This window comes from Streptomyces sp. NPDC046261 (assembly GCF_040646235.1).
Classification (GTDB): domain Bacteria; phylum Actinomycetota; class Actinomycetes; order Streptomycetales; family Streptomycetaceae; genus Streptomyces.
The window spans coordinates 343298-357552 of the sequence record NZ_JBEYZU010000004.1; the positions used below are offsets into that span (position 1 = coordinate 343298).

At 72.7% G+C, this 14255-nt stretch carries 14 protein-coding genes; 9 read left to right on the plus strand and 5 right to left on the minus strand.

What is annotated here, in order from left to right; all coding sequences use genetic code 11:
* Positions 1 to 12: 12 nt before the first annotated feature.
* The 7 genes from ABZ956_RS10910 to ABZ956_RS10940 all read left to right on the plus strand — a co-directional run bounded on the left by ABZ956_RS10910 (position 13) and on the right by ABZ956_RS10940 (position 7494).
* Positions 13 to 981 carry an ABC transporter substrate-binding protein gene (locus ABZ956_RS10910; protein WP_361890505.1) on the plus strand — a complete coding sequence of 323 codons (969 nt, stop codon included), beginning with the start codon at positions 13 to 15 and terminating at the stop codon, positions 979 to 981.
* 1 nt (position 982) lies between these two features.
* Positions 983 to 2134, plus strand: coding sequence for an iron ABC transporter permease (locus ABZ956_RS10915; RefSeq protein ID WP_361890199.1), 1152 nt, complete (start codon positions 983 to 985; stop codon positions 2132 to 2134).
* 28 nt (positions 2135 to 2162) lie between these two features.
* A complete protein-coding gene (locus ABZ956_RS10920) occupies positions 2163 to 3017 on the plus strand; it encodes a heme ABC transporter ATP-binding protein (RefSeq protein WP_361890508.1) in 855 nt (284 codons plus the stop codon).
* Between the two features lie 125 nt (positions 3018 to 3142).
* Complete coding sequence (gene efeO, locus ABZ956_RS10925; RefSeq protein WP_361890202.1) at positions 3143 to 4276, plus strand: iron uptake system protein EfeO; 1134 nt, start codon at positions 3143 to 3145, stop codon at positions 4274 to 4276.
* 15 nt (positions 4277 to 4291) lie between these two features.
* Entirely contained in the window at positions 4292 to 5602 is a 1311-nt protein-coding gene (efeB, locus tag ABZ956_RS10930; protein ID WP_361890205.1) for an iron uptake transporter deferrochelatase/peroxidase subunit, read from the plus strand.
* A 31-nt stretch (positions 5603 to 5633) separates the two neighbouring features.
* Complete coding sequence (efeU, locus tag ABZ956_RS10935; RefSeq protein WP_361890208.1) at positions 5634 to 6611, plus strand: iron uptake transporter permease EfeU; 978 nt, start codon at positions 5634 to 5636, stop codon at positions 6609 to 6611.
* Positions 6598 to 7494: a hypothetical protein gene (locus ABZ956_RS10940; RefSeq protein WP_361890211.1), complete on the plus strand. Its 897-nt coding sequence runs from the start codon at positions 6598 to 6600 to the stop codon at positions 7492 to 7494. Before efeU ends, ABZ956_RS10940 begins: the two co-directional genes overlap by 14 nt.
* A gap of 9 nt (positions 7495 to 7503) precedes the next feature.
* Here ABZ956_RS10940 and ABZ956_RS10945 read toward each other — a convergent pair whose 3' ends face one another.
* Positions 7504 to 8232 carry a bifunctional DNA primase/polymerase gene (locus ABZ956_RS10945; protein ID WP_361890214.1) on the minus strand — a complete coding sequence of 243 codons (729 nt, stop codon included), beginning with the start codon at positions 8230 to 8232 and terminating at the stop codon, positions 7504 to 7506.
* Between the two features lie 121 nt (positions 8233 to 8353).
* Positions 8354 to 8947 carry a TetR/AcrR family transcriptional regulator gene (locus tag ABZ956_RS10950; RefSeq protein WP_361890217.1) on the minus strand — a complete coding sequence of 198 codons (594 nt, stop codon included), beginning with the start codon at positions 8945 to 8947 and terminating at the stop codon, positions 8354 to 8356.
* 127 nt (positions 8948 to 9074) lie between these two features.
* On the opposite strand from ABZ956_RS10950, the gene ABZ956_RS10955 reads away from it, so the two are divergent.
* On the plus strand, positions 9075 to 9260 hold the full coding sequence (locus ABZ956_RS10955) for a DUF6243 family protein (protein WP_361890220.1): 186 nt from the start codon (positions 9075 to 9077) through the stop codon (positions 9258 to 9260).
* Positions 9261 to 9376: 116 nt separating this feature from the next.
* On the plus strand, positions 9377 to 10198 hold the full coding sequence (ddaH, locus tag ABZ956_RS10960; protein WP_361890223.1) for a dimethylargininase: 822 nt from the start codon (positions 9377 to 9379) through the stop codon (positions 10196 to 10198).
* A gap of 58 nt (positions 10199 to 10256) precedes the next feature.
* Here ddaH and ABZ956_RS10965 read toward each other — a convergent pair whose 3' ends face one another.
* The 3 genes from ABZ956_RS10965 to ABZ956_RS10975 form a co-directional block, all read right to left on the minus strand.
* Positions 10257 to 11267 (minus strand): small ribosomal subunit Rsm22 family protein, encoded by a 1011-nt coding sequence (locus ABZ956_RS10965; RefSeq protein ID WP_361890225.1) that lies wholly within the window; start codon positions 11265 to 11267, stop codon positions 10257 to 10259.
* A gap of 10 nt (positions 11268 to 11277) precedes the next feature.
* Positions 11278 to 12576 (minus strand): multidrug effflux MFS transporter, encoded by a 1299-nt coding sequence (locus ABZ956_RS10970; RefSeq protein WP_361890228.1) that lies wholly within the window; start codon positions 12574 to 12576, stop codon positions 11278 to 11280.
* 117 nt (positions 12577 to 12693) lie between these two features.
* Positions 12694 to 14178, minus strand: a complete 1485-nt coding sequence (locus tag ABZ956_RS10975) for an alkaline phosphatase D family protein (RefSeq protein ID WP_361890230.1) — start codon at positions 14176 to 14178, stop codon at positions 12694 to 12696.
* Positions 14179 to 14255 lie beyond the last annotated feature (77 nt).

Genomic DNA, 14255 nt, shown 5'->3' on the forward strand with positions numbered 1-14255 from the left:
GCCCTGCTGGCCCTGACCACCGTTCTCACCGCCTGCGGCGCCGGCGGCGGCCCGTCCGGCGAGCCGGGCGGCGCCACGAAGCGGCCGAGCGCCGCGGCCGACCGCGTCGAGCCCCTGGCCGGGACACCGAAGCCCCGACTGCCCGTCAGCGTGCGGTCCGCCGACGGCCGTGACGTCGAGGTGAAGGCCACAGACCGGATCGTCCCACTGTCCGGCTCGATCTCCGAGGTGGTTTTCGGCCTCGGTCTGGGCGACCGGGTGGTCGCCCGCGACATCACCGCCACGTTCGAGCAGGCGCGCCGGCTGCCCGTCGTCACGCGCGGCCACGACGTCTCGGCCGAGAGCGTGCTCTCGCTCAAGCCCACGCTCGTCCTCGCGGAGGCCACCACCGGCCCCGCCGAGGCCATCGGCCAGATCCGGGCCGCCGGCGTCCCCCTCGTCGTCCTCGACCCGGCCCGGAAGATCGGTGACGTCGCCACGCGCATCGACACGGTGGCCGCCGCGCTCGGCGTCCGCGACGCCGGGGACGAGCTGCGCGGACGCACCGAACAGCGCCTGGCCGCCGCGAAGAAGGGCATCCCCGGCGGCGGTGCGAAGAAGCCGCGCGTCGCCTTCCTCTACCTGCGCGGCTCGGCCTCCGTCTATCTCCTGGGCGGCGCCGGCTCGGGCGCGGACTCGCTGATCGAGGCAGCCGGCGGCGTGGACGCGGGCAAGGAGTCCGGCCTGAAGAAGGACTTCACCCCGATCACGAGCGAGGCGCTGGCGAAGGCCGCGCCGGACGTGGTCCTCGTGATGAGCAAGGGGCTGGAATCGGTCGGCGGGGTCGACGGATTGCTGAAGATCCCCGGCGTCGGCCAGACCCCGGCCGGCCTGGACCGCCGCGTCGCCTCCGTCGACGACGGCGTCCTGCTGAACTTCGGGCCCCGCACGGACGTGGTGCTCAAGTCCCTCGTCGAGCAGATCCACGAAGGCGGCCGTTGACATGGGCCGCCGCCCCGTCAGAACGCCGGCCCCCGCGGTGGCCACGGCGCCCGGCCCGCCGGCGGTGGCGGCCGGAAACCCCGACGCCGCCCCCGCCGCCGGGGCCCGCCGGCGGCCGAGCCCCCGTCCCCGGGTCGCCGGCCTCCTCGCCCTGGGCATGGCCGTCGCACTCGCCGCTCTGTGCCTGCTGTCGGCCGGACTCGGCGCGTACGACATCCCCGTCGGGGACGTGGTGGGCTCGCTCCTGCACCGCACCGGGCTGGGCGGCGCGGCGCTCGACCGGGTCGGCGAGAGCGTGCTGTGGAACGTACGGCTGCCGCGCGTGGCGCTGGCGCTGCTCGTGGGGGCCTCGCTGGGCTGCGCGGGGGCGCTGATGCAGGGCGTGTTCGGCAACCCCCTCGCCGAACCCGGCGTCATCGGCGTCTCCTCGGGCGCGGCGGTCGGCGCGGTCGCCTCGATCGCGCTGGGCCTGAGCTTCCTCGGCAACTGGACCGTGACGGCCTGCGCGTTCGCCGGCGGTCTCGTGACCGTCCTCCTCGTCTACGCGCTCTCGCGCTCGGGCGGCCGCACGGAGGTGGTGACCCTGATCCTCACCGGCATCGCCGTCAACGCCTTCGCCGGCGCGCTCATCGGGCTGTGCGTCTTCCTCGCCGACAACGCGCAGATCACGCAGATCACCTTCTGGCAGCTGGGCTCGCTCGCCCAGGCGACGTGGCCGAAGGTGCTCGCGGTACTGCCGTGCGCCCTGGCCGGGCTGGCCGTCGCCCCCTGGTACGCCCGGAAGCTGGACCTCCTGGCCCTCGGCGAGCGCCCGGCGCGTCACCTGGGCGTGGACGTCGAGCGGCTCCGGCTCGTCCTGGTGCTGGTGGTGGCCCTGCTGACGGCGGCCGCGGTGGCCGTGGCCGGAATCATCACGTTCGTGGGCCTGCTGGTGCCGCACCTGCTGCGCATGGCGGCGGGCCCGGGCCACCGCTTCCTCGTGCCGGGCAGCGCCCTGGGCGGCGCCCTGGTCCTGGTGGCCGCCGACCTGGCGGCCCGCACGGCCGCCCAACCGGCGGAACTGCCCCTGGGCGTCCTGACGGCCCTGTTCGGCAGCCCGTTCTTCTTCTGGCTGCTGCGCAGGACGCGCCGCAAACAAGGGGGCTGGGCATGACGACCCGCACACGCCGTCAGCAAAGGGGCTGGGCATGATGCGTTCGTTCTTCGCCCAGCGGGCCAGGCGGCTGCCCGCTGCCGTCCCCCTCGGCACCGTCCTCGCCGAGGCCCGTGGTCTGCGGGTGCGGCTCGGGGGGCGGGTCGTGCTGGACGGGGTCGACCTGGGGGTCGCCGCCGGCGAGGTCGTGGCGCTCGTCGGGCCGAACGGGGCCGGGAAGTCCACGCTGCTCGCCGCGCTCGCCCGCGATCTGCCCGCCGAGTCCGGCGAGGTCGTCCTCGACGGGCTCCCCGCCGCCGCCTGGAGCGCGGGCGAACTGGCCCTGCGCCGGGCCGTGCTGCCGCAGTCGGCCGAGCTGTCGTTCCCCTTCGCGGTCGAGGAGGTCGTCCGGATGGGGCGCGCGCCCTGGGCCGGGACGGCGGCCCGGGACGAGGACGACGCGGCGGTACGGGCCGCCATGGCCGCCACCGAGGTGACCGGGTTCGCCGGCCGCCCGTTCGCCGCGCTGTCCGGCGGCGAACGGGCCCGGGTCGCCCTGGCCCGGGTCCTCGCGCAGCGCGCCCCGCTGCTGCTGCTCGACGAGCCGACGGCCGCGCTGGACCTGCGCCACCAGGAACTCGTCCTGCGGGTCTGCCGCGAGCGGGCCGCGGCCGGCGACGCGGTGGTGGTCGTCCTGCACGACCTCGGCCTCGCCGGCGCCTACGCGGACCGGGTCGCGGTCCTGCACGAGGGACGTATCGCGGCGGAGGGTCCGCCGGACCGCGTCTACGGGCCCGAATTGCTCAGCCGTGTCTATGCGCAACCGGTCGACGTAATTGATCACCCATTGACCGGGGAGCCTTTGGTGATCCCGAGACGCGTGAGTCGAAATCCTTCCCCGTGAGAGCAGAATCACGCGCCGATCGGGGAACAGGATAGGCAAGGCTCAGATAAGTTAGGGCGGCCTAATTTGACCATGTCGTTTTCGGCCACGTCCCCTTCCGCTCTCCCAGCAAGCTGGAGCCCTGCATGCGAGTTCTCCGCTCCTCCGCCGTCGCCGCCGTCGCGGCGGCCGCGGCCCTGACCGCCGTGTCCGGTTGTGCCGAGAAGTCGGACGGCAAGGGCTCGGACGCCATCAAGGTCACGGCTTCCGACGACAAGTGCGAGGTCTCGGCGACCACCGTCCCGGCCGGTCACGTCAGGCTGAACGTGGAGAACCGGGGCGCCAAGGTCACCGAGGTGTACGTCTACGCCCCCGGCGACCGCATTGTCACCGAGCGGGAGAACATAGGCCCCGGCACCAAGGCCGAGATCACCGCGACGATCAAGAAGGCCGGCCCGTACGAAATCGCCTGCAAGCCCGGAATGAAGGGCGACGGTATCCGCCAGAAGATCACCGTCACGGGCGGCGACAAGGCGGAGAAGAGCGACCCGGAGCTGGACAAGGCGGTCGCCGAATACCGCAAGTACGTGCAGCAGCAGGCGGACGAAACAATTCCGGCCGCGCAGAAGTTCGCCGACGCGGTCAAGAACGGCGACGTGGACGAGGCGAAGAAGCTCTACGCCGTCTCCCGCGTCGGCTGGGAGCGCACCGAGCCGGTGGCGGAGTCCTTCGGTGACATCGACCCCAAGGTCGACGTCCGCGAGGACGGCCTGGAGAAGGACCAGAAGTGGACCGGCTGGCACAAGCTGGAGAAGTCCCTCTGGGAGGACAAGAAGATCACCGAGGACGACAAGAAGCTGGCCGACCAGCTGATGACGGACCTCAAGGGCTGGCAGAAGGTCGTCGGTTCCGCCGAAATCACCCCGACCGGCATGGCCAACGGTGCCAAGGAGCTGCTCGACGAGGTGGCCACCGGCAAGGTCACCGGTGAGGAGGAGCGCTACAGCCACACCGACCTCGTCGACTTCCAGGCCAACGTCGAGGGCGCCGAGAAGTCCTACGAGCTGCTGAAGCCGGTCGCGGCCAAGAACGACGCCGTGCTCGCCAAGGAGCTCGACCGGCAGTTCGCCGAGCTGAAGAAGCTGCTCGGCGACTACCGCGAGGGCGACGGCTTCAAGGCGTACGACACCGTCGGCAAGGACGACCGCAAGAAGCTCTCCGACGCCGTCAACGCCCTGGCCGAGCCGCTCTCCAAGCTCGCCGGCGCGGTCGCCAAGTAGGGGGACGGGCTTTCCATGGCTGATGAGACGCACGAGAGCGTGACGGACGCGGACCTGGCCGACGGCAGCGCCACGCGCCAGGCCGCACGGACCGCTCCCTCCCGCCGTTCGGTGATCGGCTGGGGCGGTGCCGGGCTCGCGCTCGGCGCTGTCGCGGCCGGTGGCACCGCCGCCGCCCTGCGCGCGGGCGACAGTGCCGCACCGGCCGCCGCCTCCGGTGACGCGGTGCCCTTCCACGGCACCCACCAGGCCGGCATCGCCACGGCCGTTCAGGACCGGCTGCACTTCGCGGCGTTCGACGTGACCACCACCGACCGCGCCGCGCTGGTCAAGGTGTTGCGGGAGTGGACGGCGGCGGCCGCGCGGATGACGGCCGGTCACGCGGTCGGCGAGGGCGCGTACGGCGGCCAGGAGGAGCTGCCGCCGGACGACACCGGCGAGGCGCTGGGCCTCAAGCCCTACCGGCTGACCCTGACCTTCGGGGTGGGCCCGGGCCTGTTCGAGAAGGACGGCAAGGACCGCTTCGGGCTGCGGTCCCGGCGTCCCAAGGCCCTGGTGGACCTGCCGGTCTTCCCCGGCGACAACCTCGACGCGGCCCGCAGCGGCGGCGACCTGTGCGTCCAGGCATGCGCCGACGACCCGCAGGTCGCGGTGCACGCGATCCGTAATCTCGCCCGCATCGGCATGGGCAAGGTCGCCATCCGCTGGTCGCAGCTGGGCTTCGGCAAGACGTCCTCGACGACCCCGGACGCCCAGACCCCGCGCAACATGCTGGGCTTCAAGGACGGCACCAGAAACGTCTCGGGCACCGACAAGGCCGCCCTCGACAAGCACGTGTGGGTGAGCGCGAAGGACGGTCCCGACTGGATGACCGGCGGCTCCTACCTGGTCGCCCGCCGGATCCGGATGCACATCGAGACCTGGGACCGCACCTCGCTGCGGGAGCAGGAGGACATCTTCGGCCGGGACAAGGCCGAGGGCGCCCCCGTCGGCAAGCAGAAGGAGCGGGACGAGCCCCTCCTCAAGGCGATGAAGCCGGACGCCCACGTCCGTCTCGCCCACCCCGACAGCAACAACGGCGCCACGATCCTGCGCCGCGGCTACTCCTTCACGGACGGCACGGACGGGCTGGGCCGGCTGGACGCGGGCCTGTTCTTCATCGCCTACCAGCGCGACGTACGCGACGCCTTCATCCCGCTGCAGACGAACCTCGCGCGCAACGACGCGCTGAACGAGTACATCCAGCACGTGGGTTCGGCGATCTTCGCCGTCCCGCCGGGCGTCCGGGACTCCGGCGACTGGTGGGGCAAGGCCCTGTTCGCGTGACCGGCGGACGTTTCACGGAAGGGGAGGCCGCGTGTTCGGCAATTACCTGATCGGCCTGCGCGAGGGCCTGGAGGCCAGCCTGGTCGTCTGCATCCTCGTCGCGTATCTGGTGAAGACCGGGCGCCGGGACGCCCTGCCGCCGGTCTGGCTGGGCATCGGCGTGGCCGTGGTGCTGAGCATGGGCTTCGGCGCGGTGCTCCAGTTCGGCTCGCGGACCATGACGTTCGAGGCGCAGGAGATGCTCGGCGGCTCGCTGTCGATCGTCGCGGTGTGCCTGGTGACGTGGATGGTCTTCTGGATGCGGCGTACCGCGCGGCACCTGAAGGCCGAGCTGCACGGCAAGCTCGACGCGGCGCTCGCGATGGGCACGGGCGCGCTGGTCCTCACCGCCTTCCTGGCCGTGGGCCGGGAGGGCCTGGAGACGGCGCTGTTCGTCTGGGCGGCAGCGGAGGCCACCGACGACGGCGTACGGCCGCTGGCCGGGGCGGTGCTGGGGCTGCTGACGGCGGTGGTGCTGGGGTGGCTGTTCTACCGGGGCGCGCTGCGCATCAACCTGGCGAGGTTCTTCACCTGGACCGGCGGCATGCTCGTCGTGGTCGCGGCGGGCGTGCTCGCCTACGGCTTCCACGACTTGCAGGAGGCCGACATCCTGCCGGGCCTGCACGAGCGGGCATTCGACGTCAGCGAGCAGGTCCCGGCCGACAGTTGGTACGGCACGCTGCTGAAGGGCGTCTTCAACTTCCAGCCGGACCCGACGTGGGTGCAGGTCGCGGTGTGGACCCTGTATCTGGTCCCGACCCTGGTGCTGTTCTTCGCGCCGGGCAGGCCGGGTAGGGTTGCGCCGTCCCGAGCAGTCACCAAGGAGTCCAAGCGCGATGAGACGCCGGCCGCCACGTCCAGTGTTCCCGGCTCTGGCAGCAGCTCTGACGATGTCGTCGCTGCTGACGCTGACGGGATGCGTGACGGTGCACGGCGAACGGGCGGTCGTCCCGGCGGTGAGCAGGGCTGAGGCCCCCAAGGTCCTCCAGCGTTTCACGGACGGCTACAACGAGGCGTACCGCAAGCTCGACACGGCCCTGGTGGACCGGGTCGAGACCGGTGCGCTGGCGGAGATAGGCCGGGCCGACCTGGTCGCCCAGCGCGCCGTGACGCCGGGCGGCAACCCCGGCTATCCCGCGCTGACGCTCGGGGACGCCCGGTTCACGATCCCGAAGATGGCGGGCTGGCCGAAGTTCTTCGTCGCCGACACCCGCAGCAACCGCGACCGCAACCGGTGGGTCCTGGTGTTCACGCGCGCCGGGGCGAAGGAGCCCTGGAAGGCGGCCTACCTCTCGCTGCTGAACGAGGCGAAGGTGCCGCGGTTCACCGTCGGCAAGGACGGTTACGCCGAGGCCGTGCCCGTCGACGGCAAGGGCTCCCCCGACGCCGCGGGGGCGGGCCCGGGCCTGATGGCCGAGCCGGGCGGGCTGAGCGCCTCGTACACGGACTATCTGCGCACCGGCAAGGGAAAGACGTTCGCTCCCGGCGGGGCGACCACCCTGCTGCGCGAGGAGCGCGCCAAGCTGGCGCGGACCCCCACGTTCTGGTCGGAGTACATCGACACGCCCGGGAAGGCACCGGGCTTCCCGTCGTTCGCGCTGCGCACCGAGGGCGGCGGCGCGCTGGCCTTCTTCACCGCTCACCACAGGGAGCGGCGCACCATGGTCAAGGGGGTGCGCGCGGAGGTGACCGATCCGCGGACGAAGGCGCTGCTGCGCGGGGAGCTGAAGCAGGCGGTGACCTACACCCGGGTCTCGGAGTCGGCGGTGCGGGTGCCGGCCCGGGACGCCGCCGGCGGCCAGGTGGTCTTCCTCAACCGGATCGAGTCGCTGACCGCCGCCAGGGGCGAGTAGGGGCCGGGCTCAGCGGCCGATGGGCCAGGGGTGGGCCGGCTCGTGGTCCGCTCGTTCGCCCGCGTACTGGGCGCAGGCGTCGGTGAGGGTCTCCAGCAGGGTCAGCGGGTCGGGCAGCGGGCGTTCGGGGCCGTGCAGCCAGGCGACGCCCTCGTCACCGGGGAGCTGGGAGGGCGGCAGCAGGACGTAGCTGCCGCGGCAGTGCCAGCGCAGGCCCGGATGCTCGTCCATCGTCTCGGGATGGCAGTCCAGCTCGCAGGGCCACCACTCGTCCTCGTCGTCCGGGGTGCCGCGGGTGGCGGTGAAGAACAGCATGCGGTCGGGGGCGACGGTGGCGACGGGGCCGACCTCGACACCGGCCGCGGTCAGCCGGTCCAGGGCCTGCCGGCCGGCGTCGGCGGGGACGTCGAGGACGTCGTGGGCGATGCCGGTGGCGGTGACGAAATTGGCCTCCGGCTGGCCGCGCAGCCATTTGACGACCTTCTCGGCGTCGGTCGTGGCGAGGGTCTGCCAGGCGAACGAGACGGGGTGGCGGCCGGGGGTGGGACAGCCGATGCGTTCACAGGAGCAGCCGTACCCGGACGGGTGCGCGGCGGGGGCCAGCGGGAAGCCGGCCGCGGCCGCGGCCAGGAGCAGCTCCTCGCGGGCGGCGGCACTCGCCGCCCCCGCCCCCGTATCGCCGCCCGCTCCGCTCCTGGGGCGGCGCAGCCATTGGGAGAACCTGCTCTTGCGTTCCATCTATCCCCTCACTTCGACCGCGGTCTCCGGTCAATGCTGCCACCATCCTGCTCCTGGTGTGACCGCCGAACGCATCCGGGGGGTGTGAGACCGGCCGCGCCGGCGCCGCGCGCGGGGGGCCTCAGCGGGGGGCGAGGGCCCTCATGAGCATGTCGACGAGGGTGTCGGTGAAGTCGTGGGTGAGCGGGAGGGAACGCATGAGCCACCGCTGGAAGAAGGGGCCGAGGAGCATCTCCGTGGCGATGCGCGGATCGGCGTCCGCGGCGATGGCGCCGGCCTCCTGGGCGTGGCGCAGCCGGTTGACGTAGGCCTGGTAGCCGGTTTCCTGGAGGCGGGTCACGAACTGCTCGGAGAGCTCGGGGTCGTTCGCCCCGGCGACGGCGAGCGCCCGGTAGGGCGCCTCGAAGGCGGGGTTGTTGAACTCGTCGACGCTCGCGCGCAGCACGGCCTTGAGGTCGGCGGCGAGGTCGCCGGTGTCGGGCAGCTCGATCTCCTCGTCGCCCGCGTCCGCGAGGAACGCGTCCAGCAGCACCGCCGCCTTCGAGGGCCACCAGCGGTAGATGGTCTGCTTGCCGACGCCGGCCCGGGCCGCGATGCCCTCGATGGTCAGCTTGTCGTAGCCCACCTCCCCGATGAGCTCCAGGGAGGCATCGAAGATCGCGCGGCGGGAACGCTCGCTGCGCCGGGTCGAGTCGGGGGTCTTGGGGGTCGCCATGGCGGCAGTGTAGCGAGACATTGAGGCGAGACGTATCGTCTCAACCGCCTTGACAAGACGATACGTCTCGTTCAAAGTGGAGTCATCGCGAGACGGACCGTCTCGATCTAGCGAGAGGAGAATCCCTATGACTCGGGGTAATTCGGGCAAGATGCTGGGCGTCGGCGGGACCCGCAGCAACCTCTCCCGCACCGCCTTGCGCGGCGGCGGCCGGGGCGGCCGGGGCGCCGGGGGTGGCATCGATGCGAACGCGCAGAAGCGCGAGCTCCTGCGCGCCCTGAAGGAAGGGCGCAAGGGCGCCGCGCGTGCTTGACCGGGCGGCGCGGGTAAACCACCCGTACGGTTCATGCGCGAAGGTCGCGCAGCATGGACCATTTGGGCACGCACGACAACCACCTGCGTGCCCAACGCCACTGTGAGGAGCGCGACTTGCGTACAGCCCCGCGTGCATCCACCCCTCGCCGCTATCTGATGTGCCCGCCCACGTACTTCAGGGTGACGTACTCGATCAACCCCTGGATGGACCCGGGCAAGCCGGTCGACCTGCGGCTGGCCCTCGCACAGTGGGAGGAACTCCGCGACCGCTACCGCGCCCTCGGACACACGGTCGAGGAGCTGACCCCCCGCCCGGACCTGCCCGACATGGTCTACGCCGCCAACGGCGCCACCGTCGTCGACGGCCGCGTCCTGGGCGCCCGCTTCGCCCACCCCGAGCGGTGGGCCGAGGCCGGGGTGCACCGCGAGTGGTTCCGCGCGCACGGCTATACGGACGTGCGCGAGCCGGAGCACATCAACGAGGGCGAGGGCGACTTCGCCGTCACCGCCTCCTGGCTGCTGGCCGGCCGCGGCTTCCGCAGCAGCCCGCTCTCGCACCCGGAGGCACAGGAGTACTTCGGCCGCCCGGTGATCGGCCTGGACCTGGTCGACCCGCGCTACTACCACCTGGACACGGCACTGTCCGTCCTCGACGGGGACGAGGACGACGTCATGTACTACCCCGGCGCCTTCTCGCCGGGCAGCCGGCAGGTCCTCCGGCGGCTCTTCCCCGACGCGCTGATCGCGACCGAGCAGGACGCGGCGGCGCTCGGCCTCAACGCGGTGTGCGACGGGCGGCACGTGCTGCTGCCCCAGGCCGCCGTAGGGCTCTTCGAACCCCTGCGCCAACGAGGCTACGAGCCGATCGGGATGGACCTCGGCGAGCTGCTCAAGGGCGGCGGCAGCGTCAAGTGCTGCACGCAGGAGCTGCGCTGAGCATTGATTGTCATGCACGGGCCCGGAAGCCCCGGGTCCGTGCCCGTCCCGTCGTCGTTCAGGAACCGGCCGGCGGCCACTCGTCGCCCCAGTCCGCGTCGCGCGCGGACCGGTAGAGGGCGCCGTGCCGCTTGGTCACCGTCGCGCGCTCCAGCCCGTCCTCGGGCGTGCACAGCTCCAGCAGGACCTGGCCCTTGCGGATCTGCGGCCTGCGGACGATCCGGGCCGGCGCCGGCGGCACCTCCTCGTCCCGTACCGCCGCCACGTACGAGAACTTCTCGTCCTCGTACGGCAGCGAACCGCCCTTGACCTGCCGGTGCAGCGAGGAGCGGCTGACGCGGGCCGAGAAGTGGCACCAGTCGCTGCCCGGCTCTATCGGGCAGGCGGCGCTGTGCGGGCAGGGCGCGACGACGCGGAAGCCGGCCGCGATCAGACGGTCGCGCGCCTCGATGATCCGCAGATAGCCCTCGGGCGTGCCCGGCTCGATCAGGACGACGGCCCGCGCGGCGCGGGCCGCCTCGTCGGTCACCGCCGCGCGGCCTGCCTCGGTGAGCTCGCCCAGCACGTAGGAGACGGTGACCAGGTCCGTGCCGGAGGGGATCGCCAGACCGCTGCCGATCGTCTGCCGCTGCCAGGACGCGGTGCGCAGCGCCTCGGACTGCGCGCCGCGGGCCAGCTCCCGCCCGAGGGCGAGCGCCGGCTCGGCCCAGTCCAGGACCGTGGTGGTGTGCCGCCCCTCCGGCCAGGCCGCCGCCACCGCCCAGGTCGCGGCGCCGGTGCCGCCGCCCACGTCCACGTGCGTGGCGGGCGTGAAGGAGGGCAGGCGGTCGCGGAAGGACTCCAGCGCGGACCGCACGGCCTCGAAGGTGGCCGGCATCCGGTACGCGGCGTACGCGACGACGTCGGAGCGGTCGCGCAGCACCGGGGTGTGGGTGGGGGTGCGCCCCCGGTAGTTGGCGATCAGCCGCTCGACGGCCTGGGTGGCCTGGCTGGGCGGCAGGCCGTCGAGGAGGCCGGCGAGGGCGGTGCGCAGGTTCTCGCCGGTCGGCGCGGGTGCGGGGGCGTGCATTGGAGGAATTCTAGGCGCCCCGCGGCGCGCCCGTGCGCTGCCACGGGCGGCACAGCCCCACGAAGCAGCCGACGGCGGCCAGCGCGCAGCAGAGCTGGACGAGCGCCATCGGCACCGCGGTGCTCTCGCCGGCGATGCCGACGAGCGGGGAGGCGACGGCGCCCAGCAGGAACGTGGAGGTGCCCAGCAGCGCGGAGGCCGAGCCGGCGGCGTCGGCGGAGCGCATCAGGGCCTGGGCGTTGGTGTTGGGCATGGCCAGGCCCATCGCGGACATCAGCACGAAGAGCCCGGCGGAGACCGGCACCAGCCCTGCCTCGCCGAGGACCCCGGAGGCCATGACGAGCAGGGCGGCGGCGGCCAGGGTGATGACGGCGAGGCCGACGGCCAGGACCTTGTCCATGCTGACCCGCCCGACCAGCAGCTTGCCGTTGATCTGGCCGACGGCGACCAGGCCCACGGAGTTGACGCCGAAGAGCAGGCTGAAGGTCTGCGGGGAGGCGCCGTAGATGTCCTGGACGACGAAGGGCGACGCGGAGATGTAGGCGAACAGCGCGGCGAAGGCGAAGCCGCCCGCGAGCATGTAGCCGGCGAAGACGCGGTCCGCGAGCAGGCCGCGCATGACGCGCAGCGTGGCGCCGAGGCCGCCCTCCTGGCGGCGGGCGGGCGGCAGGGTCTCGTGCAGGTACCGCCAGGCGACGAGGGTCAGGAGGACGCCGATGGCGGTGAGGACGACGAAGACGCCCCGCCAGTCGGTCAGCCGCAGGATCTGGCCACCGATGAGCGGGGCGACGACGGGGGCGACGCCGGATATCAGCATCAGCGTCGAGAAGAACCGGGCCATGGCCACGCCGTCGTAGAGGTCCCGGACGACGGCGCGGGCGATGACGATGCCCGCGGCCCCGGCCAGGCCCTGGAGCAGGCGGAAGCCGATGAGCAGTCCGGCGGTGGGCGCGAACGCGCACACGGCGGTGGCCAGGACGTAGATCACCATGCCGGCGAGGAGGGGGCGGCGGCGCCCCCACTTGTCGCTCATGGGCCCGACGACGAGCTGGCCGAGCGCCATGCCCATGAGGCAGGCGGTGAGGGTGAGCTGGACGGTCGCGGCGGGGCTGCGCAGGGCGTCGGTGACCTCCGGCAGGGCCGGGAGGTACATGTCCATGGACAGGGGCGGCAGGGCGGTGAGGCCACCGAGGGCGAGGGTGAGGACCAGGCCGGTGCGGCGGGCGGCGGCGGGCGCCGCTCCGTCGGCTGCCCGGACCTCGTCGGAGCCCTCCGGGGGCTCGGTCCTCGCGAGGCCGGGGTCCGTCATGCGTCACCACTCCAGGGATCTCAAACTTTCAACTTGTCCCATGGTGTCATGAGCGCCGCCGATCCGTGGCCCTTACACGGGGTGATGTGCGCTACTGCCCCAGCCGCCCCGGGGCGGCTAGGCGCGGCTGAATCCGGGCTTTCCGGCTTCCGAGACGAAGCGGGCGGCCGTGGCGACGGGGGCACCCGGGGTGACGACCGCGTTCAGGGTGCGGAAGTCGGCCTGCAGGCGGGTGTCGTCGAGCGTGACGACCGCGTAGCCGCGCCGGCCGTCGTAGTACTTCATGTGCGGGTTGGCGGCGAGCAGCAGATTCCAGTCCTCCGGTCTCGCCTGGCCGTCGAACCCGCTGGAGACGGAGGTGCCGACCACCTCGACGCCCAGGGTGCGCGAGGCGGGGTCGTCGAAGTCCGCCTTGATGTCCATGGCGTAGTGCACGTGTACATCGCCGGTGAGGACGACCAGGTTCTCCACGCCCGCCTCCCGCGCTCCGGCCAGGACACGCGAGCGCGAGGCCGGGTAGCCGTCCCAGGCGTCCATGGACAGCCGGGAGCGGGCGGCGGTGGTGTTCTTGCGCCGGCAGAAGACGACCTGCTGCGCGATGACGTTCCAGCGTGCGGTGGAGGCGCGCAGGCCCTCGAGCAGCCAGCGCTCCTGCGCGTCACCGGTGATCGTGCGGGCCGGGTCCTCGGACTCGGGCCCCGGGTACTTCCAGCCGTCGTCGTACGCCTGGTCGGAGCGGTACTGCCGGGTGTCGAGGATGTCGAACTGGGCGAGGCGCCCGTAGGAGAAGCGCCGGTAGAGGGACATGTCGGGGCCCACGGGGCGGTGCGCCTCGCGCAGCGGCATGTTCTCCCAGTACGCGCGGTAGGCGGCGGCGCGGCGGGCGCGGAAGGTGTCCCGGGGGTCGTTGTTGCGGGAGACGTCGGCCGCGTAGTTGTTCTCGACCTCGTGGTCGTCCCAGGTGACGAACCAGGGGTGGGCGGAGTGGGCGGCCTGCAGGTCGGGGTCGGACTTCCCCAGGGCGTAGCGCAGGCGGTAGTCCGTGAGGTTCCACGTCCAGTGGTCGAAGACCTCCGGGAGCGGGGTGTCGGTGTAGTTACGGGCTCCGGCCTGGGCGTTGATCGGGTTCTCGTAGATGTAGTCGCCGACGAAGAAGACGGCGTCCAGGTCCTCCTGGGCGAGGTGGGCGAGGGCGGTGTAGTACCCCTCGTCGTACTGCTGGCAGGACAGGAGCCCGAAGGCGACGGCGTCCGGCCGGGCGTCGGGGGCCGCGGCGGTGCGGGTCCGGCCGACGGCGCTGATCCACCGGCCGGTGCGGAAGCGGTACCAGTAGTCGCGGCCGGGGTCGAGGCCGCGCACGTCGAGGTGGACGGTGTGGTCGTCGGCGGCGGGGGCGGGGACGGTGCCGTTGCGGGCGAGCCGGCGGAACGATTCGTCGTGAGCCAGTTCCCACTGGACGTCGACGGCGCCGTCCCCGGGTAAGCCGCCCCCCGGCTCGTAGGGCCGGGGGGCGAGCCGGGTCCACAGGACGACGGAGTCGGGGAGCGGATCGCCGGAGGCGACACCGAGGGTGAACGGGTTTGCTGCTGGGAGGGGGGTCATGCCCACAGATTGCGCGTGGCTGGGGTGACTGTGAAGGCCCGTGGTGCCGAACGTTTCATGGCGTACGGTGGCGCGCG

Excerpts from the sequence above, each read along its gene's own strand:
- ABZ956_RS10965 (WP_361890225.1), bottom strand. The coding sequence starts at position 11,267 with ATGCACGCCCCCGCACCCGCGCCGACCGGCGAGAACCTGCGCACCGCC.
- ABZ956_RS10970 (WP_361890228.1), bottom strand. The coding sequence starts at position 12,576 with ATGACGGACCCCGGCCTCGCGAGGACCGAGCCCCCGGAGGGCTCCGAC.
- ABZ956_RS10955 (WP_361890220.1), top strand. The coding sequence starts at position 9,075 with ATGACTCGGGGTAATTCGGGCAAGATGCTGGGCGTCGGCGGGACCCGC.
- ABZ956_RS10950 (WP_361890217.1), bottom strand. The coding sequence starts at position 8,947 with ATGGCGACCCCCAAGACCCCCGACTCGACCCGGCGCAGCGAGCGTTCC.
- efeB (WP_361890205.1), top strand. The coding sequence starts at position 4,292 with ATGGCTGATGAGACGCACGAGAGCGTGACGGACGCGGACCTGGCCGAC.
- ABZ956_RS10945 (WP_361890214.1), bottom strand. The coding sequence starts at position 8,232 with ATGGAACGCAAGAGCAGGTTCTCCCAATGGCTGCGCCGCCCCAGGAGC.
- efeO (WP_361890202.1), top strand. The coding sequence starts at position 3,143 with ATGCGAGTTCTCCGCTCCTCCGCCGTCGCCGCCGTCGCGGCGGCCGCG.
- ABZ956_RS10975 (WP_361890230.1), bottom strand. The coding sequence starts at position 14,178 with ATGACCCCCCTCCCAGCAGCAAACCCGTTCACCCTCGGTGTCGCCTCC.
- ABZ956_RS10915 (WP_361890199.1), top strand. The coding sequence starts at position 983 with ATGGGCCGCCGCCCCGTCAGAACGCCGGCCCCCGCGGTGGCCACGGCG.